24 protein-coding genes and 1 pseudogene are annotated in these 21,747 nt (G+C 65.2%); 11 read left to right on the top strand and 14 right to left on the bottom strand.

Annotated features, from left to right (window positions below; translation table 11 throughout):
- Positions 1 to 61 precede the first annotated feature (61 nt).
- A complete protein-coding gene (bmt, locus tag GRZ55_RS06055; RefSeq protein WP_169285989.1) occupies positions 62 to 1,075 on the bottom strand; it encodes a betaine--homocysteine S-methyltransferase in 1,014 nt (337 codons plus the stop codon).
- Between the two features lie 55 nt (positions 1,076 to 1,130).
- A complete protein-coding gene (locus GRZ55_RS06050; protein WP_169285988.1) occupies positions 1,131 to 1,985 on the bottom strand; it encodes a helix-turn-helix domain-containing protein in 855 nt (284 codons plus the stop codon).
- Positions 1,986 to 2,128: 143 nt separating this feature from the next.
- Between GRZ55_RS06050 and GRZ55_RS06045 the strand changes: the two genes are divergently transcribed.
- Together GRZ55_RS06045 and GRZ55_RS06040 are read left to right on the top strand one after the other, a co-directional pair.
- Entirely contained in the window at positions 2,129 to 3,139 is a 1,011-nt protein-coding gene (locus tag GRZ55_RS06045) for a fatty acid desaturase (RefSeq protein ID WP_169285987.1), read from the top strand.
- 41 nt (positions 3,140 to 3,180) lie between these two features.
- Positions 3,181 to 4,023, top strand: a complete 843-nt coding sequence (locus GRZ55_RS06040) for a phosphate/phosphite/phosphonate ABC transporter substrate-binding protein (RefSeq protein WP_169285986.1) — start codon at positions 3,181 to 3,183, stop codon at positions 4,021 to 4,023.
- 23 nt (positions 4,024 to 4,046) lie between these two features.
- Here GRZ55_RS06040 and GRZ55_RS06035 read toward each other — a convergent pair whose 3' ends face one another.
- The 5 genes from GRZ55_RS06035 to GRZ55_RS06015 form a co-directional block, all read right to left on the bottom strand.
- Positions 4,047 to 4,796: an NYN domain-containing protein gene (locus GRZ55_RS06035; RefSeq protein ID WP_169285985.1), complete on the bottom strand. Its 750-nt coding sequence runs from the start codon at positions 4,794 to 4,796 to the stop codon at positions 4,047 to 4,049.
- Between the two features lie 55 nt (positions 4,797 to 4,851).
- Complete coding sequence (locus GRZ55_RS06030) at positions 4,852 to 5,658, bottom strand: nitroreductase family protein (protein WP_169285984.1); 807 nt, start codon at positions 5,656 to 5,658, stop codon at positions 4,852 to 4,854.
- Between the two features lie 49 nt (positions 5,659 to 5,707).
- Positions 5,708 to 8,320, bottom strand: coding sequence for an FAD-dependent oxidoreductase (locus GRZ55_RS06025; RefSeq protein WP_169285983.1), 2,613 nt, complete (start codon positions 8,318 to 8,320; stop codon positions 5,708 to 5,710).
- Between the two features lie 270 nt (positions 8,321 to 8,590).
- Positions 8,591 to 9,025, bottom strand: a complete 435-nt coding sequence (locus tag GRZ55_RS06020) for an endonuclease domain-containing protein (RefSeq protein WP_368856588.1) — start codon at positions 9,023 to 9,025, stop codon at positions 8,591 to 8,593.
- Positions 9,026 to 9,201: 176 nt separating this feature from the next.
- Positions 9,202 to 10,779 carry a trimethylamine methyltransferase family protein gene (locus tag GRZ55_RS06015; RefSeq protein WP_169285981.1) on the bottom strand — a complete coding sequence of 526 codons (1,578 nt, stop codon included), beginning with the start codon at positions 10,777 to 10,779 and terminating at the stop codon, positions 9,202 to 9,204.
- A 106-nt stretch (positions 10,780 to 10,885) separates the two neighbouring features.
- Here GRZ55_RS06015 and solA point away from each other — a divergent pair, with 106 nt between their 5' ends.
- From solA to GRZ55_RS06005, 3 genes are read left to right on the top strand one after another with little or no spacing between them, the layout of a single operon-like run.
- The gene (solA, locus tag GRZ55_RS06010; RefSeq protein ID WP_169285980.1) at positions 10,886 to 12,034 is read left to right on the top strand and encodes an N-methyl-L-tryptophan oxidase; all 1,149 of its coding nucleotides are present in this window, start codon (positions 10,886 to 10,888) and stop codon (positions 12,032 to 12,034) included.
- 32 nt (positions 12,035 to 12,066) lie between these two features.
- Entirely contained in the window at positions 12,067 to 12,192 is a 126-nt protein-coding gene (locus tag GRZ55_RS23615) for a hypothetical protein (protein ID WP_256379792.1), read from the top strand.
- A gap of 48 nt (positions 12,193 to 12,240) precedes the next feature.
- Complete coding sequence (locus GRZ55_RS06005; protein WP_169285979.1) at positions 12,241 to 13,617, top strand: aspartate aminotransferase family protein; 1,377 nt, start codon at positions 12,241 to 12,243, stop codon at positions 13,615 to 13,617.
- A 6-nt stretch (positions 13,618 to 13,623) separates the two neighbouring features.
- Here GRZ55_RS06005 and GRZ55_RS06000 read toward each other — a convergent pair whose 3' ends face one another.
- Complete coding sequence (locus GRZ55_RS06000) at positions 13,624 to 13,920, bottom strand: HigA family addiction module antitoxin (protein ID WP_169285978.1); 297 nt, start codon at positions 13,918 to 13,920, stop codon at positions 13,624 to 13,626.
- A gap of 10 nt (positions 13,921 to 13,930) precedes the next feature.
- A complete protein-coding gene (locus tag GRZ55_RS05995) occupies positions 13,931 to 14,212 on the bottom strand; it encodes a type II toxin-antitoxin system RelE/ParE family toxin (RefSeq protein ID WP_169285977.1) in 282 nt (93 codons plus the stop codon).
- A gap of 66 nt (positions 14,213 to 14,278) precedes the next feature.
- Here GRZ55_RS05995 and GRZ55_RS05990 point away from each other — a divergent pair, with 66 nt between their 5' ends.
- Together GRZ55_RS05990 and GRZ55_RS05985 are read left to right on the top strand one after the other, a co-directional pair.
- Positions 14,279 to 14,683, top strand: coding sequence for a carboxymuconolactone decarboxylase family protein (locus tag GRZ55_RS05990; protein WP_169285976.1), 405 nt, complete (start codon positions 14,279 to 14,281; stop codon positions 14,681 to 14,683).
- Between the two features lie 37 nt (positions 14,684 to 14,720).
- Positions 14,721 to 15,074: a hypothetical protein gene (locus tag GRZ55_RS05985; RefSeq protein WP_169285975.1), complete on the top strand. Its 354-nt coding sequence runs from the start codon at positions 14,721 to 14,723 to the stop codon at positions 15,072 to 15,074.
- Between the two features lie 263 nt (positions 15,075 to 15,337).
- Here GRZ55_RS05985 and mmsB read toward each other — a convergent pair whose 3' ends face one another.
- The 4 genes from mmsB to GRZ55_RS05965 form a co-directional block, all read right to left on the bottom strand.
- Positions 15,338 to 16,222, bottom strand: coding sequence for a 3-hydroxyisobutyrate dehydrogenase (gene mmsB / locus GRZ55_RS05980; RefSeq protein WP_169285974.1), 885 nt, complete (start codon positions 16,220 to 16,222; stop codon positions 15,338 to 15,340).
- A gap of 35 nt (positions 16,223 to 16,257) precedes the next feature.
- The gene (locus GRZ55_RS05975) at positions 16,258 to 17,433 is read right to left on the bottom strand and encodes an isobutyryl-CoA dehydrogenase (protein WP_169285973.1); all 1,176 of its coding nucleotides are present in this window, start codon (positions 17,431 to 17,433) and stop codon (positions 16,258 to 16,260) included.
- Positions 17,434 to 17,520: 87 nt separating this feature from the next.
- Entirely contained in the window at positions 17,521 to 17,928 is a 408-nt protein-coding gene (locus GRZ55_RS05970; protein ID WP_169285972.1) for a VOC family protein, read from the bottom strand.
- A 79-nt stretch (positions 17,929 to 18,007) separates the two neighbouring features.
- On the bottom strand, positions 18,008 to 18,856 hold the full coding sequence (locus GRZ55_RS05965) for an AraC family transcriptional regulator (protein WP_169285971.1): 849 nt from the start codon (positions 18,854 to 18,856) through the stop codon (positions 18,008 to 18,010).
- A gap of 150 nt (positions 18,857 to 19,006) precedes the next feature.
- Between GRZ55_RS05965 and GRZ55_RS05960 the strand changes: the two genes are divergently transcribed.
- The 4 genes and pseudogenes from GRZ55_RS05960 to GRZ55_RS05945 all read left to right on the top strand — a co-directional run bounded on the left by GRZ55_RS05960 (position 19,007) and on the right by GRZ55_RS05945 (position 20,794).
- Positions 19,007 to 19,324 carry a helix-turn-helix transcriptional regulator gene (locus tag GRZ55_RS05960; protein WP_169285970.1) on the top strand — a complete coding sequence of 106 codons (318 nt, stop codon included), beginning with the start codon at positions 19,007 to 19,009 and terminating at the stop codon, positions 19,322 to 19,324.
- Positions 19,324 to 19,788, top strand: a complete 465-nt coding sequence (locus tag GRZ55_RS05955; protein WP_169285969.1) for an SRPBCC family protein — start codon at positions 19,324 to 19,326, stop codon at positions 19,786 to 19,788. Before GRZ55_RS05960 ends, GRZ55_RS05955 begins: the two co-directional genes overlap by 1 nt.
- 38 nt (positions 19,789 to 19,826) lie before the next feature.
- Positions 19,827 to 20,240: pseudogene (locus GRZ55_RS05950) on the top strand (GFA family protein).
- A 92-nt stretch (positions 20,241 to 20,332) separates the two neighbouring features.
- Positions 20,333 to 20,794 (top strand): SRPBCC domain-containing protein, encoded by a 462-nt coding sequence (locus GRZ55_RS05945; protein ID WP_169285968.1) that lies wholly within the window; start codon positions 20,333 to 20,335, stop codon positions 20,792 to 20,794.
- A gap of 59 nt (positions 20,795 to 20,853) precedes the next feature.
- Here GRZ55_RS05945 and GRZ55_RS05940 read toward each other — a convergent pair whose 3' ends face one another.
- Positions 20,854 to 21,639, bottom strand: a complete 786-nt coding sequence (locus GRZ55_RS05940; protein ID WP_169285967.1) for a TSUP family transporter — start codon at positions 21,637 to 21,639, stop codon at positions 20,854 to 20,856.
- Positions 21,640 to 21,747: the final 108 nt, after the last annotated feature.

Genomic DNA, 21,747 nt, shown 5'->3' with positions numbered 1-21,747 from the left:
GGCTCTTGGTCCGCCGCCTCTGATAACCCGCGGGCGCGCGGTGGGTTCCCCACCGAAACAACTAACGCGCGCGTCGCGCGCGCCTCGCCTCGCGGGTGCCATCGCCCCCGCTCTGGAAGGCCTGCTTGTTGCGCAACGGCCCGATGCGGCTGACGATATCGTCAAGGGCGGGGCGCTGTGCCGGCTCATGCGCATCGAGGGCCGAGCGCATGGCCGCCAGGTGCCGGCAGGTGGTACCGCAGCAGCCGCCGATGATGCGGGCGCCCGCATCGACCGCGAGCCGGACATAGTCGGCCATCAGTTCCGGCGTGCCGGAATAGTGGATCTCGGTGCCGCGAAATTCGGGAATGCCGCAATTGCCCTTCACGACCATGACCGCGTCGGGTCGCGCCTCGGCCATGTCGAGAAGGGAAGCCAGGATGTCGGATGCGCCGACGCCGCAGTTGGCGCCGACGGCGAGCGGCGGCTGCGGCAGTGCATCGGCAACGCCGTGGATGTCGGCGGGCGAGAGCCCCATCATGGTGCGGCCGGCCGTGTCGAAAGAGCCGGTATAGACATAGGGAAGGCCGACGGCGATGGCTGCTTCGGCGGCGGCACGGATCTCGTCCGGCGCCGACATGGTCTCGATCCAGGCGACATCGGCGCCGCCCGCCTTCAGGCCCTCGATCTGCTCGCGGAAGGATTCCACCGCCTCATCATAGGTCATGGCGCCGAGCGGCTGCAGAAGCTCGCCCGTCGGGCCGACGGAACCGGCCACCACGATTGTCCGGTCGGCGGCGTCGGCCACGCCGCGTGCGATCTCGGCCGCGGCGCGGTTAAGCTCGTGAACGCGGTCCTGGGCGTTATGCAGCTTCAGACGGTGGCGCGTACCGCCGAAGGAATTGGTGAGGATGATGTCGGCGCCGGCGTCGACGAAGCCCTGATGCAGGGCCACGATGCGCTCGGGATGCTCGACGTTCCACAGCTCGGGCGCATCACCCGCTTCCAGCCCCATGGAAAAGAGCGTGGTGCCCGTTGCCCCGTCGGCCAGAAGTACGCCCTTCTCGGCAAGCAGATCGGCGAGCGGGTTCAACATGGCACGGTCTTTCGCAAGAGGTCCGAGACGCAGATAGAGGCGGGATGTGGGAGCGTCAATCGGCAGTGTGCGGCATCGTGTCGGCCAACATGCGCGCATGTGCGGCGGCCTCGTGCGCATTGACGACGGCGGCGCGGATCAGATTGTCGAAATGGCGGGTCAGCGTGCGCACCGGTTCGGTGGCGTTGAGGACCAGATACATCTCGCCGACATAGATGGCCGCCCGGATCTGGCCGAAGATCGTGTAGGGAATCGAGTAGCGCGCGCGCCCGTCATAGAGGTAGAGCCGGAACGAAGGGTAGAGGTCGTCCAGCAGGCGGGCCATATGCTCGAGCTGGCGCCGGCGCGCGGCCTCGGGCAGTCCCGACCAGACGCCGTTGCCCCTGGCGAAGATCTCCAGCGTGTGGACGGGCAGGCAGACCTCCATGTCGGTCTCGGGCCGGCGGTTGTAGTCGATGCGGAACCGGGTCTCGTCGAGTTCGGTCTCGCGGTCGCGGTTGGTGATGCCGGCCTCGTATTCGATCACCTCGCCGGTGCGCAGGAGATCGGGGATGCCGGCCGGCACGTAGCGGATCTTGGTGCCCGCGGCCTCCGCGTGCCACTGGGCCAGAAGCGTGCTGCCGGCGACGCCGGAGCCTTCCTCCAGTTCCATGGTGCGGCGGATTTCGGCGCTCAAGCCCTCATCCTGCGACAGCCCCAAAAGCCAGTCGAGCGAAACCCGGTGGCTTTCTGCGATGGACAGCAGCGTTTCGGCGCGGGGCAGACGCGTGCTGGCGCCAGACAGCAGTTGCGACAGGGCCGAGCGGTCGATGCCGACACCGGCTGCGAAGGATGACTGGTTCTGGCCGGAGCGCACGAGGATGGTCTTCAGCCGCTCGCGGAAGAGATCGGAGAGATCGCGCTTGTCCATGGGCCGTGGTTGGTGACTTTGGTAAACAGCTGTCGTTCTTGAGTTTCAGTATAAACATTTCCAGCACATTGTCGCGTTGAAAGCCGTGCTGCCGCCCCTGACACTGGGTTGTCAGGAATCAGGGTTCGGGGGCGAGCACGGAGATGACAATCAGGACCAGCACGCGGCGACGCGCGCCCACATTGGAATGGCCGACGATCGGGGTGATCGCGGCATGCTATGGCAGCTGGCTTGCGGCCGGTATCTGGCTCTGGCCGGCCTATCCGATGACCGCGCTGGCGATAGTGACGCTGATGGTGGCCTGGCACTCCTCGCTGATGCACGAGGCGAGCCATGGCCACCCGACCCGCAATGCCGCGCTCAACGAGCTGCTCGTCGCGCTCCCCATCGGCCTTGTCTGGCCCTATCGCCGCTTCAAGACGCTGCATCTGCGTCACCATGCCGACGAGCGTCTGACCGACCCGTTCGACGATCCCGAGAGCTACTATCGGGCGCTCTGGCAATACCGCGCGCTGCCCAACTGGCTGCAGCTGCTGCTGCGGGTCAACAACACCATGCTCGGCCGACTGGCGATCGGGCCACTTCTGGCCAATGCGGGCTTTCTGGCGGGGGAAGTGCGCTTGATCCGGACAGGCGACCGGCAGGTGCTGCGCGCCTGGCTCAACCATCTTGGTGGGCTGGCTGTGGTGCTGCCGGTCATCCTCGTGCTGTTCGACATGCCGTTATGGCTCTATATCCTGGTGCCGGCCTATCTGGGGCAGTCCCTGATCGCGGTCCGCACCTTCGCTGAACACCAATGGTCGGAGCGGCCGGACGGGCGCACCATCATCGTGGAGCGCTCGCCGCTGTCGCTGCTTTTCCTCAACAACAATCTGCATCTCGTGCATCACAAGATGCCGAACGTGGCGTGGTACGATCTGCCAGCCCAGTTCAGGGCGCGGAGGTCGGAATGGCTGAAGCTCAATGGTGGCTATGCCTATGCCGGCTACTGGGCGCTCCTGCGCGATTACGCCTTCCGGTCGAAAGAGCCGGTGACGCACCCGGTGCTGCGGCGCGAGCCGGAGCTTGGCCGGGCCTTTCGCCCCAGGGTGCGCGCTCGATCCGTCCACGGTGCCGGCACGGCGCCCGTCCCGGCCAAGCCGCCGAAGGAGTGACGCGGCTTGCCACATGCCCGGCGCGGTCCGCATAAGGCGTCATGAGCAGTTTCATTGCCGCATTGCCGATGTATGACTGGCCGGAAAGGCGCTCGGAGACTGACGCCCAGTGGGCGGACATCCGCGACCGGCTGCGCGCGGCCGGTATCAGCGCGCCGGAGAGGCTCGCCCGGCGCAACGCAGACATGCCGCCGGTGCCGGACGGGATCCGGGACGGGCAGGGCAGGGTGATCGCGCCCGATCCCGCCTCGCTGCCACCAGACGGGCTCGATCTCTTCACGCTGTGGCGACACCCGAAAATGCTTTTCGCCCAGACCTGCTGGGGCCCGCTTGAGACTTCCGACCTCGCCGGCCTGGTCGAAGTCGTCGGCCAGCCGGACTATTCGGATGTCGAAGGCGGCAAGGGGACGCTCTATTCGAGCGTGATCGTGATGCGCCGTGATGGGCGACGCGCGGTCGAACCCCCACCCCGATCCGCCGGGCGGATCGACCATCCCCACAGAGGGGAGGCTGAGCCTCAGGGTGATCTGCCGCTCGACCTTCTTCGCGGCAAGCGGCTGGCGTACAATGGGCCAGATTCCATGTCGGGCTTCCTGGCGCTGCAGCGCGATATCGAGGCTGCGGGCGAGAGCCTGGCGATTCTTGCCGGGACGGTGGAGACGGGGTCCCACCGGGATTCGGCGCTGGCGGTGGTCGAGGGCAGGGCGGATGTGGCGGCGCTCGATTGCCGAAGCTGGAGTCTTTTCAGGCGTTTCCACCCTGAAGCCGAGAAACTGAATCCGGTCGGTTGGACGTCGTGGCGCAAGGGCCTGCCGTATGTCTGCGCGGCGGCGCTGCCCGCCGACACTCGCGGCGAGCTCCGGCGGATACTGAGCGATTTCTGATCGGGACGTCCGCGCTCGACGCGCTACTTCCTGGGGCCACGCCGGCGCGCCGTTTCCTTGCGCCGGATTCGGGGGGATTCGCCCTCAGGATGGTCGATCTCGAAGGCATCGGTCTTTCGCACCAGGTCGCTCAGCTTTCTGAAGCCATAGGTGCGCGGGTCGAAATCGGGCGCGAGATTGGCGAGCTGCGTTCCCACCATGCCAAGCCTTACCCAGCCATCGTCGGTCTCGACCTGTTCGAGGATCTTGTTGAGCAGGGGCACGGCAGCGCTCGGCGGTTCGAGCGATTTTGTCGGGGCAGCCGCGTCCTGCGTGTTGGCGGCAGCGCCAGGCAGCAGGTTCTCGGTGTAGATGAAGCGGCGGCAGGCGTGGCGGAAGCTTTCGGGCGTCTTCTTCTCGCCGAAACCGTAGACATCGACACCCTGCTCGCGGATACGGGCGGCCAGGCGCGTGAAGTCGCTGTCGGAGGAGACCAGGCAGAAGCCGTCGAAGCGGCCGCTGTGCAAGAGATCCATCGCGTCGATGACCAGCGTGATGTCGGAGGCGTTCTTGCCGGTCGTGTAGGCGAATTGCTGCTGGGGAATGATGGCATGGCGGGCCAGAAGATCCGCCCAGCCCTTGGAACGGGCGGTGGAAAAGTCGCCATAGATGCGGCGAACGCTGGCTTCGCCGAGCTTGGCGACCTCCTCGAACAGGCCATCCGCGATCTTCGGCGACGCGTTGTCGGCATCGATCAGGACGGCAAGTCGGGGCGAACGGTTTTCAAGTGACATGGGTCCCTTCTCTCACGGCACGTTGCAATGCGCCAGCCCGCCGCCAGCCGAAGGGTCAATCGACGTTGGAGGCGTCCTTGTACATCACGCGGTGGCGGCGGTTCTGGATCCAGTCCTCCAGCTCTGCGTCGTCCATGTGGTGGGCGGGGTCGAAGCGGTTCCAGCTGGTGATGTCGGACAGCGACTTGCGCCAGCGCTTGTAGGGTTTCTTGGCCGGCGGGCCGAAGGCCATGATGTCGAGCACCGACAGTTCTTCCGGTATGCCGAGCAACGGCTTCATGGCGTCCTGCGCGGCTTCCTGGCCGATGGCGGTCACCCACCAGACATTGTAGCCAAGGGCTGCGGCGGCCAGATGCGCCGACATGGTGGCGGCGGCGACGGATTGCAGCAGGATGCGCTCGGCATTTTCCTTGTACATGCGGTTCAGATCGCTCTCGTCGTCCTTTAGAACGGGGAAGGCGCTGACCCAGCGGAAATCCGTGGCAACGACGATTAAGCCGGGTGCGGTCGCCAGCCCGCGGTAATCGGGCGTCGGAAACTTCATTTTCAGCTTGGCGCGGCGGCGCTGCTCTTCGACGAAGTAGCCCGAGATTTCCTTCTTGAGCTCCGGATCGGTGACGACGATGAAATGCCAGGGCTGTGCATTGGCGCCGGACGGCCCGTGGCGGGCGGCCTCGAGGATCATCTCGAAATGCTCACGCGGCACCTCGAATTCGGGGTCGAAGGCGCGCACGGTGACGCGGTTCTCGATCACCTTCATCAGCGCGACATAACGCTCGCGCGACCCGATCTCCGGCAGATCGACCTGCGCCTCGGCCTCATCCAGATTGACGGCCGGCTCGGCATTGGCGTGTTCGTTCATGATGTCCTCCCTGACTGTCAGGGGACAGTGAACCTGTTAATGAGCCCGATCAAGCCCGCATGCGTTCGCCCGAGGGATCGAAGGGCGGCTCGACATTGATGCGGGCGGGGCGGCGCTGGCCGAGGATCTCGATCTCGAACAGGCCCTGGCTTTCGTCCGTCGCCAGTTCGGCCGGGACGTAGCCCTGGGCCATGGATTTCTGCACCCAATGGGCGTAGCCGCCGGAGGTCACCCAACCGATCACCGCCCAGTCGCCGTCGCGGATGCCGCGGATGCGGGAGGAGTCGTGCGAAGCCGAACCACCCCCCTCCGCGGGCACCTCTCCCGCAAGGGGGGAGGAGGGGGCGATCTCCGTGCCATCCGCCCCAAATCTCGGCGCGCCGTAGCCATGCGGCTTTTCCACCGTGCCGAAATTCCGGTCGCCCACGCGGGCCCAGATCGGCTCGTCGCCCATCACGTCGGCATCGAGCGCGTCGACGATGAAGGAGACGCGGCGCAGTTTCGGTCCGTCGGCATGTTCGGCCGCTGCCGCCTCGCGGCCGACAAAGTCGTTCTTCTCCAGCTTGACGAAACGGTCCATGGCGCCTTCGAAGGGGCCGTAGATGGGCCGCAGCTCGCGGAACCAGGTGGGAAAGTTCTTTTCGAGCCGCATGGAGAGCAGCGCGCGCATGCCGAAATCGACGATGCCGTGTTTTTCACCTGCCGCCTTGATCGCCGCATAGACAAGCCGCTCATAGGTTGGCTGCATCCAGATTTCGTAGCCGAGATCGCCGGTGTAGGAGATGCGGTTGACGATGGCCGGGGCGCCGCCGACCGCCATCTCGCGCACATCCATGAAGCGGAAGGCGGGGGTGGAGACGTCTTCGTCGCAGAGTTCGGCCAAGAGCGCCTGGCTCTTCGGGCCGGCGATGGAGAGGCCGACCAGCGTCTGGTCGAAGCGGTGGAGGCGGACCGAGCCGTCCTTTGGCAGGTGCTTTTCGAACCAGCGCATGTGGTATTTCTGGGCCGCCGACGAGCCCCAGATCATGAAGCGGTCTTCACCCAGATTGGCAATCGTGAAATCGCCGATCAGCTTGCCGGCCTCGTTGAGCATCGGGGTCAGCACGAGGCGGCCGGGTTTTGGCATGCGGTTGGTCATCAGCCGGTCGAGGAAGCCATGCGCGCCGGGGCCCGAGACCTCGTATTTGGCGAAATTGGCGATCTCGGTGACGCCGACACGCTCGCGCGTGACGCGGACTTCCCTAGCCACATGCTCAAAGTCGTTGGAGCGGTGGAAGGAGACCACGTCCTTCGGCTCGGTGCCCTTCGGCGCGAACCAGAGCGGGGTTTCCAGCCCCCAGCTGTCGCCCATGACCGCGCCTTGGGCAAGCAAGGTGTCGTAGAGAGGGGTCGTCTGGGCGGGCCGGGCGGCGGGTAGTTCCTCGTTGGGGAAGCGGATGGAAAAGCGGCGCGAATAGTTCTCGCGCACCTTGGCGTTGGTGTAGCGCAGGCTCGCCCATTCGCCGAAGCGGGCCACGTCCATGCCCCAGACGTCGAAGCCCGGATCGCCGTTGACCATCCAGTTCGACAGCGCCAGCCCGACGCCGCCGCCCTGCGAAAAACCCGCCATGACGGCGCAGGCGCACCAGAAATTGGTCAGTCCCTGCACCGGGCCGACCAGCGGGTTGCCGTCAGGGGCGAAGGTGAAGGGGCCGTTGATCACCTGCTTGATGCCGGCATTGGCGATGCCGGGGAAATGCTCGAAGCCGATTTCCAGCGACGGCGTGATGCGTTCGAGGTCGGGGGCCAGCAGATCGTGGCCGAAATCCCAGGGCGTGTCGACGGGCGACCAGGGCTTGCAGGCCTTCTCATAAGTGCCGAGAAGGACGCCGTTGCGCTCCTGGCGGGTGTAGATCTCGCCCTTGAAGTCGAGCACGCCGACCATCTCGCGGCCGGTCTTGGCGTTGAATTCCTCGACTGCCGGCATCGGCTCGGTGAGCAGATACATGTGCTCCATGGCCAGCAGCGGCAGTTCGAGCCCGACCATGCGGCCCACCTCGCGCGCCCACAGCCCGCCGCAATTGACGACATGCTCGGCCTGCACCGTTCCCTGCTCGGTGACCACGTTCCAGGTGCCGTCGGGCTCCTGGGTCAACTCCGTGACGCGGTTGCGGAGCACGATCTCGGCACCCAGCGTGCGGGCAGCCTTGGCATAGGCGTGGGTGGTGCCGGAGGGGTCGAGATGGCCCTCGACGGGGTCCCACATGGCGCCGACGAACTTCGTCTCGTCCATCAGCGGGAACATGGCCTTGGCCTCGGACGGGGTGATGAGTTCGGTTTCCATGCCGAGATAGCGGCCCTTGGCGTGGGCGAGCCGCAGGAAATCCATGCGCTCGGGTGAGTCGGCCAGCATGACGCCGCCGGTCAGATGCAGCGAGCAGGACTGGCCGGAAATCTCCTCCAGCTCCTTGTAGAGCGAGACCGTATAGGCCTGCAGCCTGGCCACGTTGGGGTCGCCATTGAGCGTATGGAAGCCGCCGGCGGCATGCCAGGAGGAGCCGGAGGTGAGTTCGGAGCGCTCGATCAGCAGCACGTCGGACCAGCCGGCCTTGGCCAGATGATAGAGCACCGAGCAGCCAACGACACCGCCGCCAATGACGATCGCGCGATAGTGGGATTTCATGGGGTTGAGTCCGTTTGGTGGAGCAAGGAAGTGGGTTTGGCCACTGAAGGGCCAGCAACGGGACGCCTGCAGGGAGCACGCTCAGGCGTCAGCGTCGTGGAGAGGCGGTTCCCCCCCTCCGTCACGCTTCGCGTGCCACCTCCCCCCCGCTTCGCAGGGTGGAGGATGGGGGGGTGGGTACGCGACGGCGTCTCCTCCGCCCCACGCAGTGGGGGGGAGGTGTCGCGGGCGTCAGCCCGCGACGAAGGGGAGGCTTTCTGGCGGAGAAGTTCAGTCATGTCGGCCCGCAGCAAAACGCAGATCGCCATGGTCCGTCTCGGCCGGCAGGTTCCCGCTCAACGTGGCGAGGATGCTTTCGCAGACCGCGGTGCGGTGTTTCAGGACGTCGCCGTTCCAGAAGCGCAGGATCGCGTAGCCTGCTGAACGAATGAAGAGATCGCGGCGCCGGTCATGCTCGCTATCGGCATGCTGGGAGCCGTCGACTTCGACGACGAGCTTTGATTTGCGGCAGCAGAAATCGGCGAAGTAGGGGCCGATGGGGAACTGGCGGGTGAACTGGAAGCCGGCGAGCTGGCGGCCTCTCAGTTCCTGCCAGAGCAGTCCTTCGGCGCTGTTTTCTTGCCAGCGCAGAGCACGCGCGCGTTCGGTCGTGCCGGGTTTGCGGCGGCTGCATGATTTTGGGGGCGGCGGCCCCCCCTCCGTCACGCTTCGCGTGCCACCTCCCCCCCGCTTCGCAGGGTGGAGGATGGGGGTGTGGGTACGTGACGGCGTATCCTCCACCCCACGCAGTGGGGGGGAGGTGTCGCGGGCGTCAGCCCGTGACGGAGGGGGGGGCTTGTTCATCGATGCACCCAAGCGATGAAGAGCACGGTCCGACCCCCTCAAAAATCCGTAGGCGCCCCGCCTTCGGCGGTGCGGCGGGTGACGAAGGCGTCGATTTCTTCGGCGATCGCGGGGTCGATTGCCGGTTTTTCGTAAGCCGCGAGGCGTTCCTTCCAGAGCCGGTTGGCGCGTTCGAGCGCGGTGGGGGAGCCGGCCAGCTGCCAGGTCTCGAAATTGCGCCAGTCGGAGATGATGGGGGCGTAGAAGGCGTCCTTGTAGCGGGCCTGGGTGTGGGCAGCGCCGAAGAAATGGCCGCCGGGGCCGACCTCGCGCATGGCGTCGAGGCCCAGCGCGTCCTCCGACAGGTCGAGCGGCGTCAGGAATTCGGCCACCATCTGGAGGAGGTCGATGTCGAGCATCATCTTCTCGTAGGAGCAGCGCAGGCCGCCTTCGAGCCAGCCGGCCGAATGGAGGATGAAGTTGGCGCCGCCCTGGATCGCGCCCCAGAGCGAAAACACGCTTTCATAGGCGGCCTGGGCGTCGACCGTGTTGGCGGCGCAGACATTGGAGGTGCGGTAGGGGATTCGATAGCGGCGCGCCAACTGTCCGCCGATCAGCTGCGCCTTCATGTATTCGGGCGTGCCGAAGGCGGGCGCGCCGGACTTCATGTCGACATTGGAGGTGAAGCCGCCATAACCGACGGGCGCACCTTTGCGCACCATCTGCGCGAAGGCGATGGCGGCGAGGGCCTCGGCGTTCTGCAGAACCAGCGCGCCGGCGATGGTGACGGGCGCCATGGCGCCGGCCAGCGTGAAGGGGGTGACGATGACGATCTGGCCGCGCGAGGACATCTGGATGATGCCCTCCATCATCGGGATGTCGAGCTTCAGCGGCGAGTTGGTGTTGATGATGGAATAGACCGACGGCTCGCGCGAAAACTGTTCTTCCGAGATGCCGCGGGCGATGCGGGCGATCTCCATGCCGTCGAGATTGCGCTCGCGGCCGAGCGAGTAGATGTGGAAGGGCTTGTCGGTGAGCGTCGCCAGATCGCGAATACATTCGAGATGGCGGCTGGAAGCGTGGAGGTCGACCGGCTCGACCGGGTAGCCGCCGGTGCACTGGATGATGTTGTGCACTTGAGCGAGCTTCAGGAAATTGCGGAAATCGGCCTGATTGCCGGGTCGGCGGCCATTGTCCAGATCGGAGCAGGTGGGGGCCGACGCCATCTGGGCGAAGATCAGATTGTTGCCGCCGAAGTGCATATCGTTGGCCGGGTTGCGGGCGTGCAGCGTGAATTCGGAGGGGCAGTGCGCGATCCACTCCATGATCATGTCGGGGTCGAAGCGGACGCGCTGGCTGCCGGGTTCGACATGAGCGCCGGCCTCGCGCATCGTCTCGCGGGCCTCGTCATGGAGCACGTCGATGCCGATCTCTGCCAACATGCGCAGCGAGGCGAGATGGATGGATTCGAGCTCGTCCTCCGACACGATCTTCGTGGGCTCGAACGGGATGCGCAGCTTTCGCACCGGCGGCTGCTCGAAGCGGGCCTCGCGGGCCTCACGCTTGCCGGCACGGCCGCCACGCCGTGGCCCGTCGGTGCGGAGCGGGGGTTCGGTTTGCAGGCTCTGCTCGGTCATGCGTGCCTCCGGGCGACGGGCAGGTCCCGTATTGTGCTTCCCCCGCGCACTCGAATAGGGATGGGGCGATTTGTCGAGTCAATTCGGCTGGTGCAGCGGGGGAAAAATGGATTTCGATGTGGCGGTGATCGGGCTCGGCGCGATGGGGTCGGCGGCCCTTTGCCATCTGGCCCGACGAGGCCTCAGGGTGGTCGGTCTCGAACGTTTCCAGGAAGGCCACGACAAGGGCTCCTCGCATGGCGAGAGCCGGGCCATACGGCTCGGCTATTTCGAACATCCCTCCTACGTGCCGCTGGCGCGCCAAGCCTACCAGAACTGGGCCGAACTGGAGCGGCTGACGGGCGAGACCGTCCTGACGAAGACAGGCGTGCTGGAGATCGGCAAGCCGGGCAGCGTCATCTTCGAGGGTTCTCTGGAGGCGAGCCGGTTGCACGGGCTGGAGCACGAGGTGCTGGACACGGCCGAGATGCGCCGGCGGCATCCGCAGTTCAGCTTGCCGGAGGGCTACATGACGGTCTGGCAACCCGATGGCGGTTTCGTGCGGCCGGAACTGGCCAACCGGCTGCATCTGGAACTTGCAAGAGGGCAGGGCGCGCAGGTGCGGTACCAGACCCAGGTTCTCGCCATCGAACCATCGGGCGACGGCATAAGGGTGCGGACGGCTTCGGGCGAGCTGCGCGCGGGTCGTGTCGTCGTCGCTGCCGGCGGATGGATCGGCGATCTCTTGCCCGATCTCAAGCCGCATCTGACCTTGGCGCGGCAGGTGTTGTGCTGGTTTTCAGCACGTGAGCCGGAAGCCGTGACGCCTGGCAAGCTGCCGGTCTTCATCATCGATGGCGAGGACGACATCGCCTACGGCTTTCCCGATATCGGGGCGGGCTTCAAATGCGCCTCGCACCTGGCGAGCGGGGCGCTCGGCCACGCCGACGATGCGGTTCAGGATGCGGGGCCGGCGGACGAGGCGCGCATACGCGATTTCCTCGATGCCTATCTGCCGGCGGCGGCGGGGCCGCTGCGCGCGATGAAGACCTGTTTCTACACCAAGACGCAAGACGAGGATTTCGTCATCGACCTTCATCCCGACGATGACCGTATCGTCATCGCATCACCCTGTTCGGGCCATGGCTACAAATTCGCGAGCGTCATCGGCGAGGTGCTGGCCGATCTGGCGCAGAGCGGCGGGACTGTGCACGACATCTCGCGATTTACGATGGCGCGGCTGAATGGAGAAGGCTCGTCCGACATGGACGGTTGAACCCGGGAGGCGCGCTCGGCTAGATTGCCAGGATGAAGCTTTCCGTCACGCATATTGACTGCAACGGCGGCGCGATGACGCCGTCGCCGCGCACGCTGCACGCCGAGCTGTTGCGGCTGTGCGCGCGGATCGGCTATTCGCCACAGCACTGCCCGTAAGTTCGCTGCCGGCCCTGCCGGATCGATTCAACGGGAGTACACAAGCACATGGCCTACAAGAACTTTTCCCTGCAGCAGCTTCAGAATATCGACGCAGCGCATCACCTCCATCCCTTCACCGACCACAAGGATCTGCGCGAAGCAGGCAGCCGCATGATCGTGCGCGCCGACGGCCCCTTCATCTACGACAGCGAAGGCAACGAACTGCTCGACGGCATGGCCGGGCTCTGGTGCGTGAATATCGGCTATGGCCGGCACGAGCTGGCGGAGGCCGCCTACGAGCAGATGAAGGAGTTGCCCTACTACAATTCTTTCTTCCGCTGCACGACGCCGACGCCGGTGCTTCTGGCCGAAAAACTCGCCCGCATTTCGCCCGACAATATCAAGCAGGTTTTTTACGGTTCGTCGGGTTCGGAAGCCAATGACACGGCTCTCCGGCTCGTGCGCCACTACTGGGCGCTCGAGGGCAAGCCGGAGAAGAACCGGATCATCGCGCGCAAATGGGCCTATCACGGTTCGACCATCGCCGGCACGTCGCTGGGGGGAATGCCGGCCATGCGCGACCAGCTCTATGGCGCCGTACCCAACATCGACCACGTGATGCCGCCTTATGCGTTCGAGCTGGCGGAGCCCGGCGAGAGCGACCACGATTTCGGGCTCAGGGCAGCGCGCGCCGTGGAGGAGGCGATCCTGGCGGCGGGTGCCGAGAACGTCGCGGCCTTCATCGGCGAGCCGATCCAGGGCGCGGGTGGGGTGAAGATCCCGCCGGAGAGCTACTGGCCGGAGATCCAGCGCATCTGCAAGAAATACGACGTGCTGCTGATGCTGGACGAGGTGATTACGGGCTACGGGCGCACGGGCGAGTGGTTCGGCGCCCAGACCTACGGCATCGAAGCCGACACGATTACCACGGCCAAGGCGCTCACCTCGGGCTATCAGCCGCTGTCGGCCCTGCTGGTTGGCGACCGTATCGCGTCGACCCTCGTGGAAAAGGGCGGCGAGTTCTACCACGGCTACACCTATTCGGGTCATCCGGTCGCCTGCGCGGTGGCGCTCGCCAATCTCGACATCATCGAGAAGGAGGGCATGATCGAACGTGTGCGCGAGGAGACCGGTCCCTATCTGCGCAAGGCGTTGACAGAGGCGCTCTCGGGCCACGGCATCGTCGGCGAGGTCCGCACCTTCGGGCTGCTGGCGGCCATCGAGATCGTCAAGGACAAGGCTACAAAGGAGCGCTTCGCGGGCGAGGGGGCTGCGTCCGTGGCCGTGCGCGACCATGCCATCGTCAACGGCATGATGATGCGCGCCGTGGGCGACACGATGATCCTGTCGCCGCCGCTGATCTGGACGAAGGAGACGATCGACATGGCGGCCGAGCGTATTTCGAAAGCGCTCGATCTGGCGGAAGCCGATCTGCGGAAATAGCCTGGATCAGGAGACCAGTTGCGACGTGTCGAATGGCCTGATGGCGGAATAGTCGTTTTCCGCACGGGCTTTCGTGGCATCGTGGCCGGCCTGCACCCGCAGCCAGAAATCCGCGGGCATCCCGAAGAGGTGCTCAAGCCGGATTGCCGTGTCGGCGGTCATGGATCGCCGGCCGGCAACCATCTCGCTGACCCGGTTGGCCGGCACGCACATCCTCTCGGCGAGCGCCCGCGAACTGAGGCCGAGCGGCTCCATGAACTCCAGATAGAGCATCCGGCCGGGGTGGGTCGTCACGCGCGTCATGTCTTTATCCTCAATGATAATCCACAATCTCGACCTCGAACGCGTCCTCGCCGGCCCATTGGAAGCAGATGCGGTGCTGGTCGTTGATCCGGATACTCCACTGTTCCCTACGGTCGCCCTTCAGCTTTTCCAGCCTGTTGCCCGGCGGGAAACGCAGGGTATCCAGGGTGGCCGCGTGGTTGATCATGTCGAGCTTCACCAGCGCGCGCTCCTCGAAATGGCGCCAGGCTTTCGGGCAAATGCCTTCGCGATAGAACTGCTCAGTGCGCCGGTCGGCGAACGACTTGATCATGATACGTGATACATATAACGTACAATCCTTGGAGATGCAATTGAACTCAACGTCCAGGAGAAAATCATGTCGCAATCATCCATCGTCCCGCTGATCGAGATCGGGGATGCCTCGCCGGAGGTGCGTGCCGTCTATGACGACATCATGAATGCGCGGGGGACGGACTGGATCAACAATTTCTGGAAGGTGCTGGCGCATGATCCGAAGCTGCTGAAGAGGACCTGGGAAAGCATCCGCGAGGTGATGGCGCCGGGCGCGCTCGATCCTTTGACCAAGGAGATGATCTACATCGCCGTCTCGGCCACCAATAATTGCGAGTACTGCACCTTCTCGCACACGGCCGCGGCGCGTGCGAAAGGCATGAGCGAGGCGCAACTGATGGAGCTTCTGGCCGTTGTGGGGATGGCCAACGAGACCAACCGTCTCGCCAATGGCCTGCGGCCGCCCGTCGATCCGCAGTTTCTCCCCTGAATTGACCGGCCGCGCGGGCCCGGTCGGAGCATTCGACATGGCGAGAAAACTATCCCGCAGCGCCAAGCGTAGTGCGGGCCAACTCATGCTTGTGCCCGCCGTCATGGCGATGCGCATGCCGCTGCTGATGGCCGAGGCGCAGAGCCACACCTCAGTACGCACGGAAACTCTGCTGGCCGGCAGCGAAAAGGCGAAAGCTTTTGCCGAAGGAATGGCAGCGGCCCAAACCAGCCTTGTGGGGTCGATGTTCAGCTTCTGGCCGGAGGTGATGGCGGGACGCACGCCCTCTCTCATGAACGGCAAGGCCATCGAGCAGGCGATGGATGCGGCGATGGTTCCATCCGGCAAGGCCGTGCGCGCCAATTACAGGCGCCTGGCCAGGAGCAAATAGCGCGTAAAACGGCAAAAGCCGCGTGCTCCGAACCGGAGGACGCGGCCTTGCCGAAGATACGCACGGCATTCGCTTACTCGATACGCTGCGAAACTGTCGGCTCCGGTACGCAATACCTTTTCCGGAGCGGGGGGCGGCTGTGCCGGCCGCCTTGTGTCCGTTTCTAGCGGGACATCGTTACCGTGCGGTTATCAGGAGCTTAAGCAAATCTGAATCCGGCATTTTTTTGCATCGGGAAGATGACGCAGCGGAACAGGGGGTCTTCAGCCCGCCCTGCCGCGCAGGAAGTTGATGATGCCGGAAAAATCCGTGCCGCCATGGCCCATGGCTTCAAACAGCGCATAGAGCTGGGTTGCCTCGGCGCCGAGCGGCGTGACGGCGCCTGCCGATTGGGCAGCCTCCTGAGCCAGCCGCAGATCCTTCAGCATGAGGGCAGCGGCGAAGCCCGGCTTGTAGTCGCGGTTGGCGGGCGAATTCGGGACGGGGCCGGGCACCGGGCAGTAAGTGGTCAGCGACCAGCACTGACCCGATGAGGTGGAGGCCACGTCGAAAAGTGCCTGGTGGGAGAGGCCGAGCTTTTCGGCCAGCACGAAGGCTTCGCCGACACCGATCATCGAAATGCCCAGGATCATGTTGTTGCAGATCTTGGCCGCCTGACCGGCGCCGGCCTCGCCGCAATGGACGACGCGGCCGGCCATCGGCTCCAGGACCGGCTCGGCCTTGGCGAAGGCTTCTTGCGAACCACCGGCCATGAAGGTGAGGGTTCCCGCTTCCGCGCCGCCGACGCCGCCCGACACCGGCGCGTCGATCGACAGCATGCCGCCTTCGGTTGCGATGGCATGCGCCTTTCGCGCGGAGTCGACGTCGATGGTGGAGGAATCGATGAATAGCGTGCCACTGGCCGCGGCCGGCACGATGTCCTCATAGACCGACAGCACATGTCTGCCGGCGGGCAGCATGGTGACGACGACATCGGCGCCCTCGACGGCCGCGCGGGCATCGGCGGCGATGGCGACCCCATTTGCCTTCGCCGTCTCCAGATTGGCGGCCATGAGGTCGAAACCACGCACCGCGTGCCCCGCCTTGACCAGATTGGCGGCCATGGGATTGCCCATATTGCCGAGGCCGATGAATGCGATGGTGGTCATGTGTCCTCCCCGATGTGGCTGGCTCGGCGAGCCGCCTATCTCCCGATCAGCTGCCTGGCGATGATGACGCGCATGATCTCGTTGGTGCCTTCGAGGATCTGGTGGACGCGCAGGTCGCGCACCAGCTTCTCGATGCCGTATTCGTGCAGATAGCCGTAACCGCCATGGATCTGCAGCGCGTCATTGGCGACGTCGAAGCAGCGGTCGGTGACGAAACGCTTGGCCATGGCCGACCATTTGGACGCGTCGTGGGCCTTGGCGTCGAGCCGGGCGGCGGCGGTGTAGAGCAGGGTCCGCGAGGCCTGGAGATCGGTCTCCATGTCGGCCAGCTTGAACTGCAGCGCCTGGAAACGGTCGATGGTCTGGCCGAAGGCCTGGCGCTCGCCGGCATAAGAGAGTGCCTTGTCGGCAGCCGCCTGCGCGCCGCCCAGCGAGCAGGCGGCGATGTTGAGCCTGCCGCCGTCCAGGCCCGCCATGGCGATACGAAAGCCCGAGCCTTCGCCCGACAGGACATTCTCGGCAGGCACCTTGCAGTCCTCGAATATCACCTGGCGGGTCGACTGCATGTGCCAGCCCATCTTGCTTTCCACCGCACCGAAGGAGAGACCCGGCGCGTCCTTCGGCACGACGATGGTGGAGATGCCCTTCGGCCCATCCTCGCCGGTCCTGACCATGGTGACGTAGACATCGGAATCGCCGGCGCCCGAGATGAACTGCTTGGCGCCGTTGAGCACATAGTCGCCGCCATTGCCGCCGGACTGCACGGCGCGTGTCTTGAGCGCGGCGGCGTCGGAGCCGGAGCCCGGTTCGGTCAGCGCATAGCTCGCCAGCCATTCCATGGAGGTGAGCTTCGGCAACATGCGCTGGCGCTGGTCGTCGGAGCCGAAGGTATCGATCATCCAGGCGGCCATGTTGTGGATCGATATGAAGGAGGAGAATCCCGGGCAGGCGGCCGCCAGCGCCTCGAAGATGAGAACGGCATCCAGGCGGCCGAGGCCGGAGCCGCCGACATCCTCGCCGACATAGATGCCGCCGAAGCCCAGCGGGCCGGTCTCGCGGATCACGTCGGCCGGGAAATGACGCTCGCGGTCCCATTCGAGCGCGAAAGGCGCGACGCGCTCGGCCGCGAAGGCGACGGTCATGTCCTGGATCGCACGCTGATCCTCGTTGAGATCGAACTGGCCTGGAGCCCTTTCGGCGATCGCGTCCATGTGATCCTCCCTTTTGATCGGGCCCAATCTAGCCCAATGCGGGAGGTGCGCAACGTCCATGCGGGCAGAGCTGGGACGCGTTGCCTGTCAGGCCTTCGGCCAGTAGGTGCCGAAACACCAGACATTGCCACCAGGGTCGCGGCAGATGAATTCGCGACTGCCATAGGGTCGCTCGGTGAGACCCTGCTCGATGGCCACGCCCGAAGCCTCAACTCTCGCAAACAGGGCGTCGATGTCGTCGATGGCCACATAGGTTGCCTTGCCGCCCTCGTGGCCCGGCTGGCCCACGATGCCGCCGAAGAAATCCTCCGCCGCCTCGCCCATCATGATCATGGAGGAGCCGAAGGCGAGTTCGGCATGGCCGAGGCGGCCGTCCTCGATATGCTTCTCGCGGACTTCGAAACCGAGAATATCGGTGAACCAGTCGAGGACGGAAAGCGCGTCCTGGTAGCGGAAGGTCGGGTAGATGCGCGGCGGTTCGATCGTGCGGGTCATGGAGGTCTCCTTCAAGGCGGATGATGAACCACTCTCGCATGGTGGAGACCACCGATCTTGAAGGAATGTTACCTGTCGGTCAGGTGGTGCCGGCCAGCCAGGCCGTAGGGGGTTGCCCCGCCAAGTCGCGGAACTCACGCGACAGATGGGCCTGGTCGGCATAGCCGCATTCGGCCGCGATGCCGGCCCAGCCCTCGCCGGCTTTCGCCATCTCCTGCGCGGCATTAAAACGCACGATGCGCGAGATCGCCTTGGGGGCCAGTCCGATCTCGTCGTGGAATTTCCGCGCAAGATGTTTTCGGCTCCAGTCAAGTTTTTCGCCAAGCCGCGTCACGGAAATCCGGCCCTTCGTGGCGAGGATGGACGAATAGGCCCATGCCACGGCGGGCGAGAGGGGCGCACCGGCCAGGATCCGGCGGCTGACGAATTCCTCGGCGATGGCGAGCCGCCGGGTCCAGTCGCGTTCGTTGCCGAGCCGCTGGCGAAGGGCGTTCAGCGATCGGTCCTCCAGATCGTCGAGCCGCACCATCCGATGGGTCAGTTCGCTCATCGGCAGGCCGAAGAACCGGCGCGCGCCGAGCGGGGTCAGCGTGATCTCGAGGCAGGAGGAGCCGCCGGCCGAGCGGATCATCACAGGTGCCAGGCAAAGGCCCGCCGTAAAGCTCTGGAAACCCTCGTCGGCGCGCGGCTCGCGGCCGAGCGCCATGTCGAATGGGTCGGCAAATCCGATCAGCAGCGGCACGACCAGCGAGGCGGTTTCGGTCTGGCGGATGGGTTTTGGCGAAAACTCCCGGTAAAGGGCAAAATCCTGCACGAGGCCGGCGAGCGCGGGCGGGGCCGGCACCTTGAGGAGCCGGAAGCGTTCATTGGCGATGTGGATCGTGCCCGGCCGGGGAAGAGTGGCCGGCAGGTCTGGTTCGTTCCGCATCGGGACAGACTACAGCGAAAACGACCGTCACCGCCAGTGACCGCTCCCGTCGGACAAGGGATAGTGGTCCGCGATTCCGCATGCAGGCAAAAGACTGCGCTTGACATGCAGGTATTTACCTGCATATGTGCCCACACAACGAGTGAGACGATGGATACAGACAAGGTTTTCAAGGCGCTGGCCGACCCCACCCGGCGAAAGCTGCTCGATCTCTTGAGTGAAACGAACGGCCAGACGCTCGGCCAGCTTTGCGAGAATCTGGACATGGCCCGGCAATCGGCGACGCAGCACCTCGGCATCCTGGAGGCGGCCAATCTCGTGAGTACGGTCAGGCGCGGCCGGGAAAAGCGGCACTTCATCAATCCGGTGCCTCTCTACGAGGTCTACGAGCGGTGGGTGCGGAAGTTCGAGCATCAGCGGCTCGGCCTGCTGCATGATCTGAAGAACGAGCTCGAAGGAGAGCAGTGATGACGAGAGAGACCACCAGTTTCGTGTATGTGACCTACATCAGCTCGACGCCGGAGAAGGTTTTCGAGGCGATCACCAAACCGGATATAGCGAAGCGTTACTGGGGCCACGAGAACGTCTCCGACTGGCGGCCGGGCTCGAAGTGGGAGCACATCCGCGCCAATGACGAGCGAACCGTCGAACTCGTCGGCAAGGTGATCGAGGCGTCGCCACCGACACGTCTCGTCATCAGCTGGGCCAACGCCTCGCAGGCCGAAGATCCGGCCGCGCACAGCCGGGTGACGTTCGACATCGTCGAATATGACGACATGGTGCGGCTGACTGTCAGCCATGACGAGCTGGAGGCCGGCAGCGGGATGGCGAACGGCATCAGCAAGGGCTGGCCGGCGGTGCTGTCGAGCCTGAAATCCTTCCTGGAGACGGGCCAGGGTCTCGACATCTTCGCCAAGCCGAAGGCCGCCTGATCCGGCGTCGAACCGGGCGTATTCCGAGGACCACCATCATGACCAGAATTTACAGCGGCGGATGCGCGTGTGGCGCGATCCGTTACGAGACCAGCCGTGCGCCGATTTTCCAGAACCACTGCCAGTGCCTGGACTGCCAGAAACGCAGCGGCACGGGGCACGGCTCCTATCTGACCTTCGCGCAGCGCGCCGATATGAGGATCGAGGGCGAGGCAAACACCTGGCGGGTCGCGGGCGACAGCGGCAACGACAAGATCCATGCCTTCTGACCGACCTGCGGCACGCCGGTCTTCCTGACCTTCGCGGCGATGCCCGACCTGATCGCGGTCCATGCGACCAGCCTGGACGACCCGGGCCAGTTCGAGCCGCAGGCACTCACCTACAGCTTCCGCGGCCACGCCTGGGACGCGATCGATCCCGCGCTGCCGGCGTTCGAACGAATGCCGGGCTGACCTTCGCCGCGGCCGGAATTCTGCGAACCCGTTCGCAGGCGCATGCCGGCGAGCTTCGCGCTGCCGGAATCTTCACCGGAAAGGACAGAGACATGACCGACGACGCAGATTTCACCACCCGCTTCACCGTCGCTCAAAGCCCGGAGACGGTTTTTGCGGCCATCAACGACCCGCGCGCCTGGTGGAGCGGCGAATTCGAGGGCGATACGCGCCAACTTGGCGACATCTTCACCTATCGCTACAAGGACCTGCATCTGTCGAAGCAGCAGGTGACCGAGTTGGTGCCGGGCAAACGGGTCACCTGGCGGGTCCTCGAAAGCAGGCTGAATTTCATCGAAGACGTGACGGAATGGGATGGCACCACCATCACCTTCGACATCGCGCCCAAGGGCGACATGACCGAAGTGGTGTTTACCCATGTCGGCCTCAAGCCCGCGGGCGAGTGCTACGATGCCTGCTCGGACGCCTGGACCATTCTGGTCCAGGGCAGCCTCCGTGAGCTGATCGAGACCGGCAGGACCGAGTTGCTCGTCCTCGACGCAGCTTCCGCCTAGGCGGGATCGAACTCCCGCTCCGCACAACCACGTGCGGGGGCGGGCTCAGGGCGTCGAGGCTAAAGCCCGACCAGGAGCCGCAGCGGATGGTCGGGTTCCCAGAGCAGCCTCACGGCGAGCGCGATGCAGGTGGCGACCAGCAGGGGCTTGATCAGCCGCGCGCCGTTCTTCATGGCCAGTCCCGCGCCGACACGCGCGCCGAGAAACTGCGCCGCGCCCATCATCAGCCCGATCTTCCATGCCACGGCGCCGACGGCGGCAAAGAGCAGGAACCCGCCGACATTGGAGCTGAAATTGAGGAGCTTGGTGTGGGCCGTGGCCTTGAGGACGCCGTAGCCGGCAAGCCCGACGAAAGCGAGCATGAAGAACGATCCGGTGCCGGGGCCGAACACGCCGTCATAGAAGCCGATGACGGGCACCACGGTGAGCCCGAACAGGAAAGGGGTCATGCGCTGGGCGCGGTCGACATCATCGAGCCTGGGCTTGAGGGCAAAATACAGGGCGATCGCGACAAGGAGCGGGGGGAGCGCGAGGCGAAGAATGTCGGCGGGCAGGACGGTTGCCAGAAGGGCGCCGAGCACGGCGCCCAGAAAGGCCAGGGCGGCCGACGGCAACTGCCCTTTCAGGTCGACATGCCCGTTCATGGCGTAGGAAAGCGTGGCCGAGCCCGAGCCGAACAGCCCCTGCAGCTTGTTGGTGCCCAGCGCAACAACCGGTGGATAACCCGCCAGAAGAAGGGTCGGCACCGTAATGAGGCCACCACCGCCGGCTATCGAATCGATAAAGCCGGCCAGGAAGGCCGCGGCGGCCAGCAGAAGGACGATTTCGAGGCTGAGTTCGGGCATGGGACGATCCGGAAAGGTGTCGCGCTTCGATCACAGCGACCCTGTTTGCGCAAGTCAGATTCGGGCGTAGGCTCCTGCCGCCCGTGGTCGCGCTGCCGGAAGGGCGGC

Origin of the sequence: Chelativorans sp. ZYF759, from assembly GCF_012911015.1 — a bacterium.
Classification (GTDB): domain Bacteria; phylum Pseudomonadota; class Alphaproteobacteria; order Rhizobiales; family Rhizobiaceae; genus ZYF759.
Note: the sequence above shows the minus strand (reverse complement) of the source record. Positions and strands in the feature narration are given on the sequence as shown.

Bases quoted from the DNA above. Each gene is read 5' to 3' on its own strand.
- bmt (WP_169285989.1), bottom strand. From the start codon at position 1,075: ATGTTGAACCCGCTCGCCGATCTGCTTGCCGAGAAGGGCGTACTTCTG.
- GRZ55_RS06050 (WP_169285988.1), bottom strand. From the start codon at position 1,985: ATGGACAAGCGCGATCTCTCCGATCTCTTCCGCGAGCGGCTGAAGACC.
- GRZ55_RS06045 (WP_169285987.1), top strand. From the start codon at position 2,129: ATGACAATCAGGACCAGCACGCGGCGACGCGCGCCCACATTGGAATGG.
- GRZ55_RS06040 (WP_169285986.1), top strand. From the start codon at position 3,181: ATGAGCAGTTTCATTGCCGCATTGCCGATGTATGACTGGCCGGAAAGG.
- GRZ55_RS06035 (WP_169285985.1), bottom strand. From the start codon at position 4,796: ATGTCACTTGAAAACCGTTCGCCCCGACTTGCCGTCCTGATCGATGCC.
- GRZ55_RS06030 (WP_169285984.1), bottom strand. From the start codon at position 5,658: ATGAACGAACACGCCAATGCCGAGCCGGCCGTCAATCTGGATGAGGCC.
- GRZ55_RS06025 (WP_169285983.1), bottom strand. From the start codon at position 8,320: ATGAAATCCCACTATCGCGCGATCGTCATTGGCGGCGGTGTCGTTGGC.
- GRZ55_RS06015 (WP_169285981.1), bottom strand. From the start codon at position 10,779: ATGACCGAGCAGAGCCTGCAAACCGAACCCCCGCTCCGCACCGACGGG.
- solA (WP_169285980.1), top strand. From the start codon at position 10,886: ATGGATTTCGATGTGGCGGTGATCGGGCTCGGCGCGATGGGGTCGGCG.
- GRZ55_RS23615 (WP_256379792.1), top strand. From the start codon at position 12,067: ATGAAGCTTTCCGTCACGCATATTGACTGCAACGGCGGCGCGATGACG.
- GRZ55_RS06005 (WP_169285979.1), top strand. From the start codon at position 12,241: ATGGCCTACAAGAACTTTTCCCTGCAGCAGCTTCAGAATATCGACGCA.
- GRZ55_RS06000 (WP_169285978.1), bottom strand. From the start codon at position 13,920: ATGACGCGCGTGACGACCCACCCCGGCCGGATGCTCTATCTGGAGTTC.
- GRZ55_RS05995 (WP_169285977.1), bottom strand. From the start codon at position 14,212: ATGATCAAGTCGTTCGCCGACCGGCGCACTGAGCAGTTCTATCGCGAA.
- GRZ55_RS05990 (WP_169285976.1), top strand. From the start codon at position 14,279: ATGTCGCAATCATCCATCGTCCCGCTGATCGAGATCGGGGATGCCTCG.
- GRZ55_RS05985 (WP_169285975.1), top strand. From the start codon at position 14,721: ATGGCGAGAAAACTATCCCGCAGCGCCAAGCGTAGTGCGGGCCAACTC.
- mmsB (WP_169285974.1), bottom strand. From the start codon at position 16,222: ATGACCACCATCGCATTCATCGGCCTCGGCAATATGGGCAATCCCATG.
- GRZ55_RS05975 (WP_169285973.1), bottom strand. From the start codon at position 17,433: ATGGACGCGATCGCCGAAAGGGCTCCAGGCCAGTTCGATCTCAACGAG.
- GRZ55_RS05970 (WP_169285972.1), bottom strand. From the start codon at position 17,928: ATGACCCGCACGATCGAACCGCCGCGCATCTACCCGACCTTCCGCTAC.
- GRZ55_RS05965 (WP_169285971.1), bottom strand. From the start codon at position 18,856: ATGCGGAACGAACCAGACCTGCCGGCCACTCTTCCCCGGCCGGGCACG.
- GRZ55_RS05960 (WP_169285970.1), top strand. From the start codon at position 19,007: ATGGATACAGACAAGGTTTTCAAGGCGCTGGCCGACCCCACCCGGCGA.
- GRZ55_RS05955 (WP_169285969.1), top strand. From the start codon at position 19,324: ATGACGAGAGAGACCACCAGTTTCGTGTATGTGACCTACATCAGCTCG.
- GRZ55_RS05945 (WP_169285968.1), top strand. From the start codon at position 20,333: ATGACCGACGACGCAGATTTCACCACCCGCTTCACCGTCGCTCAAAGC.
- GRZ55_RS05940 (WP_169285967.1), bottom strand. From the start codon at position 21,639: ATGCCCGAACTCAGCCTCGAAATCGTCCTTCTGCTGGCCGCCGCGGCC.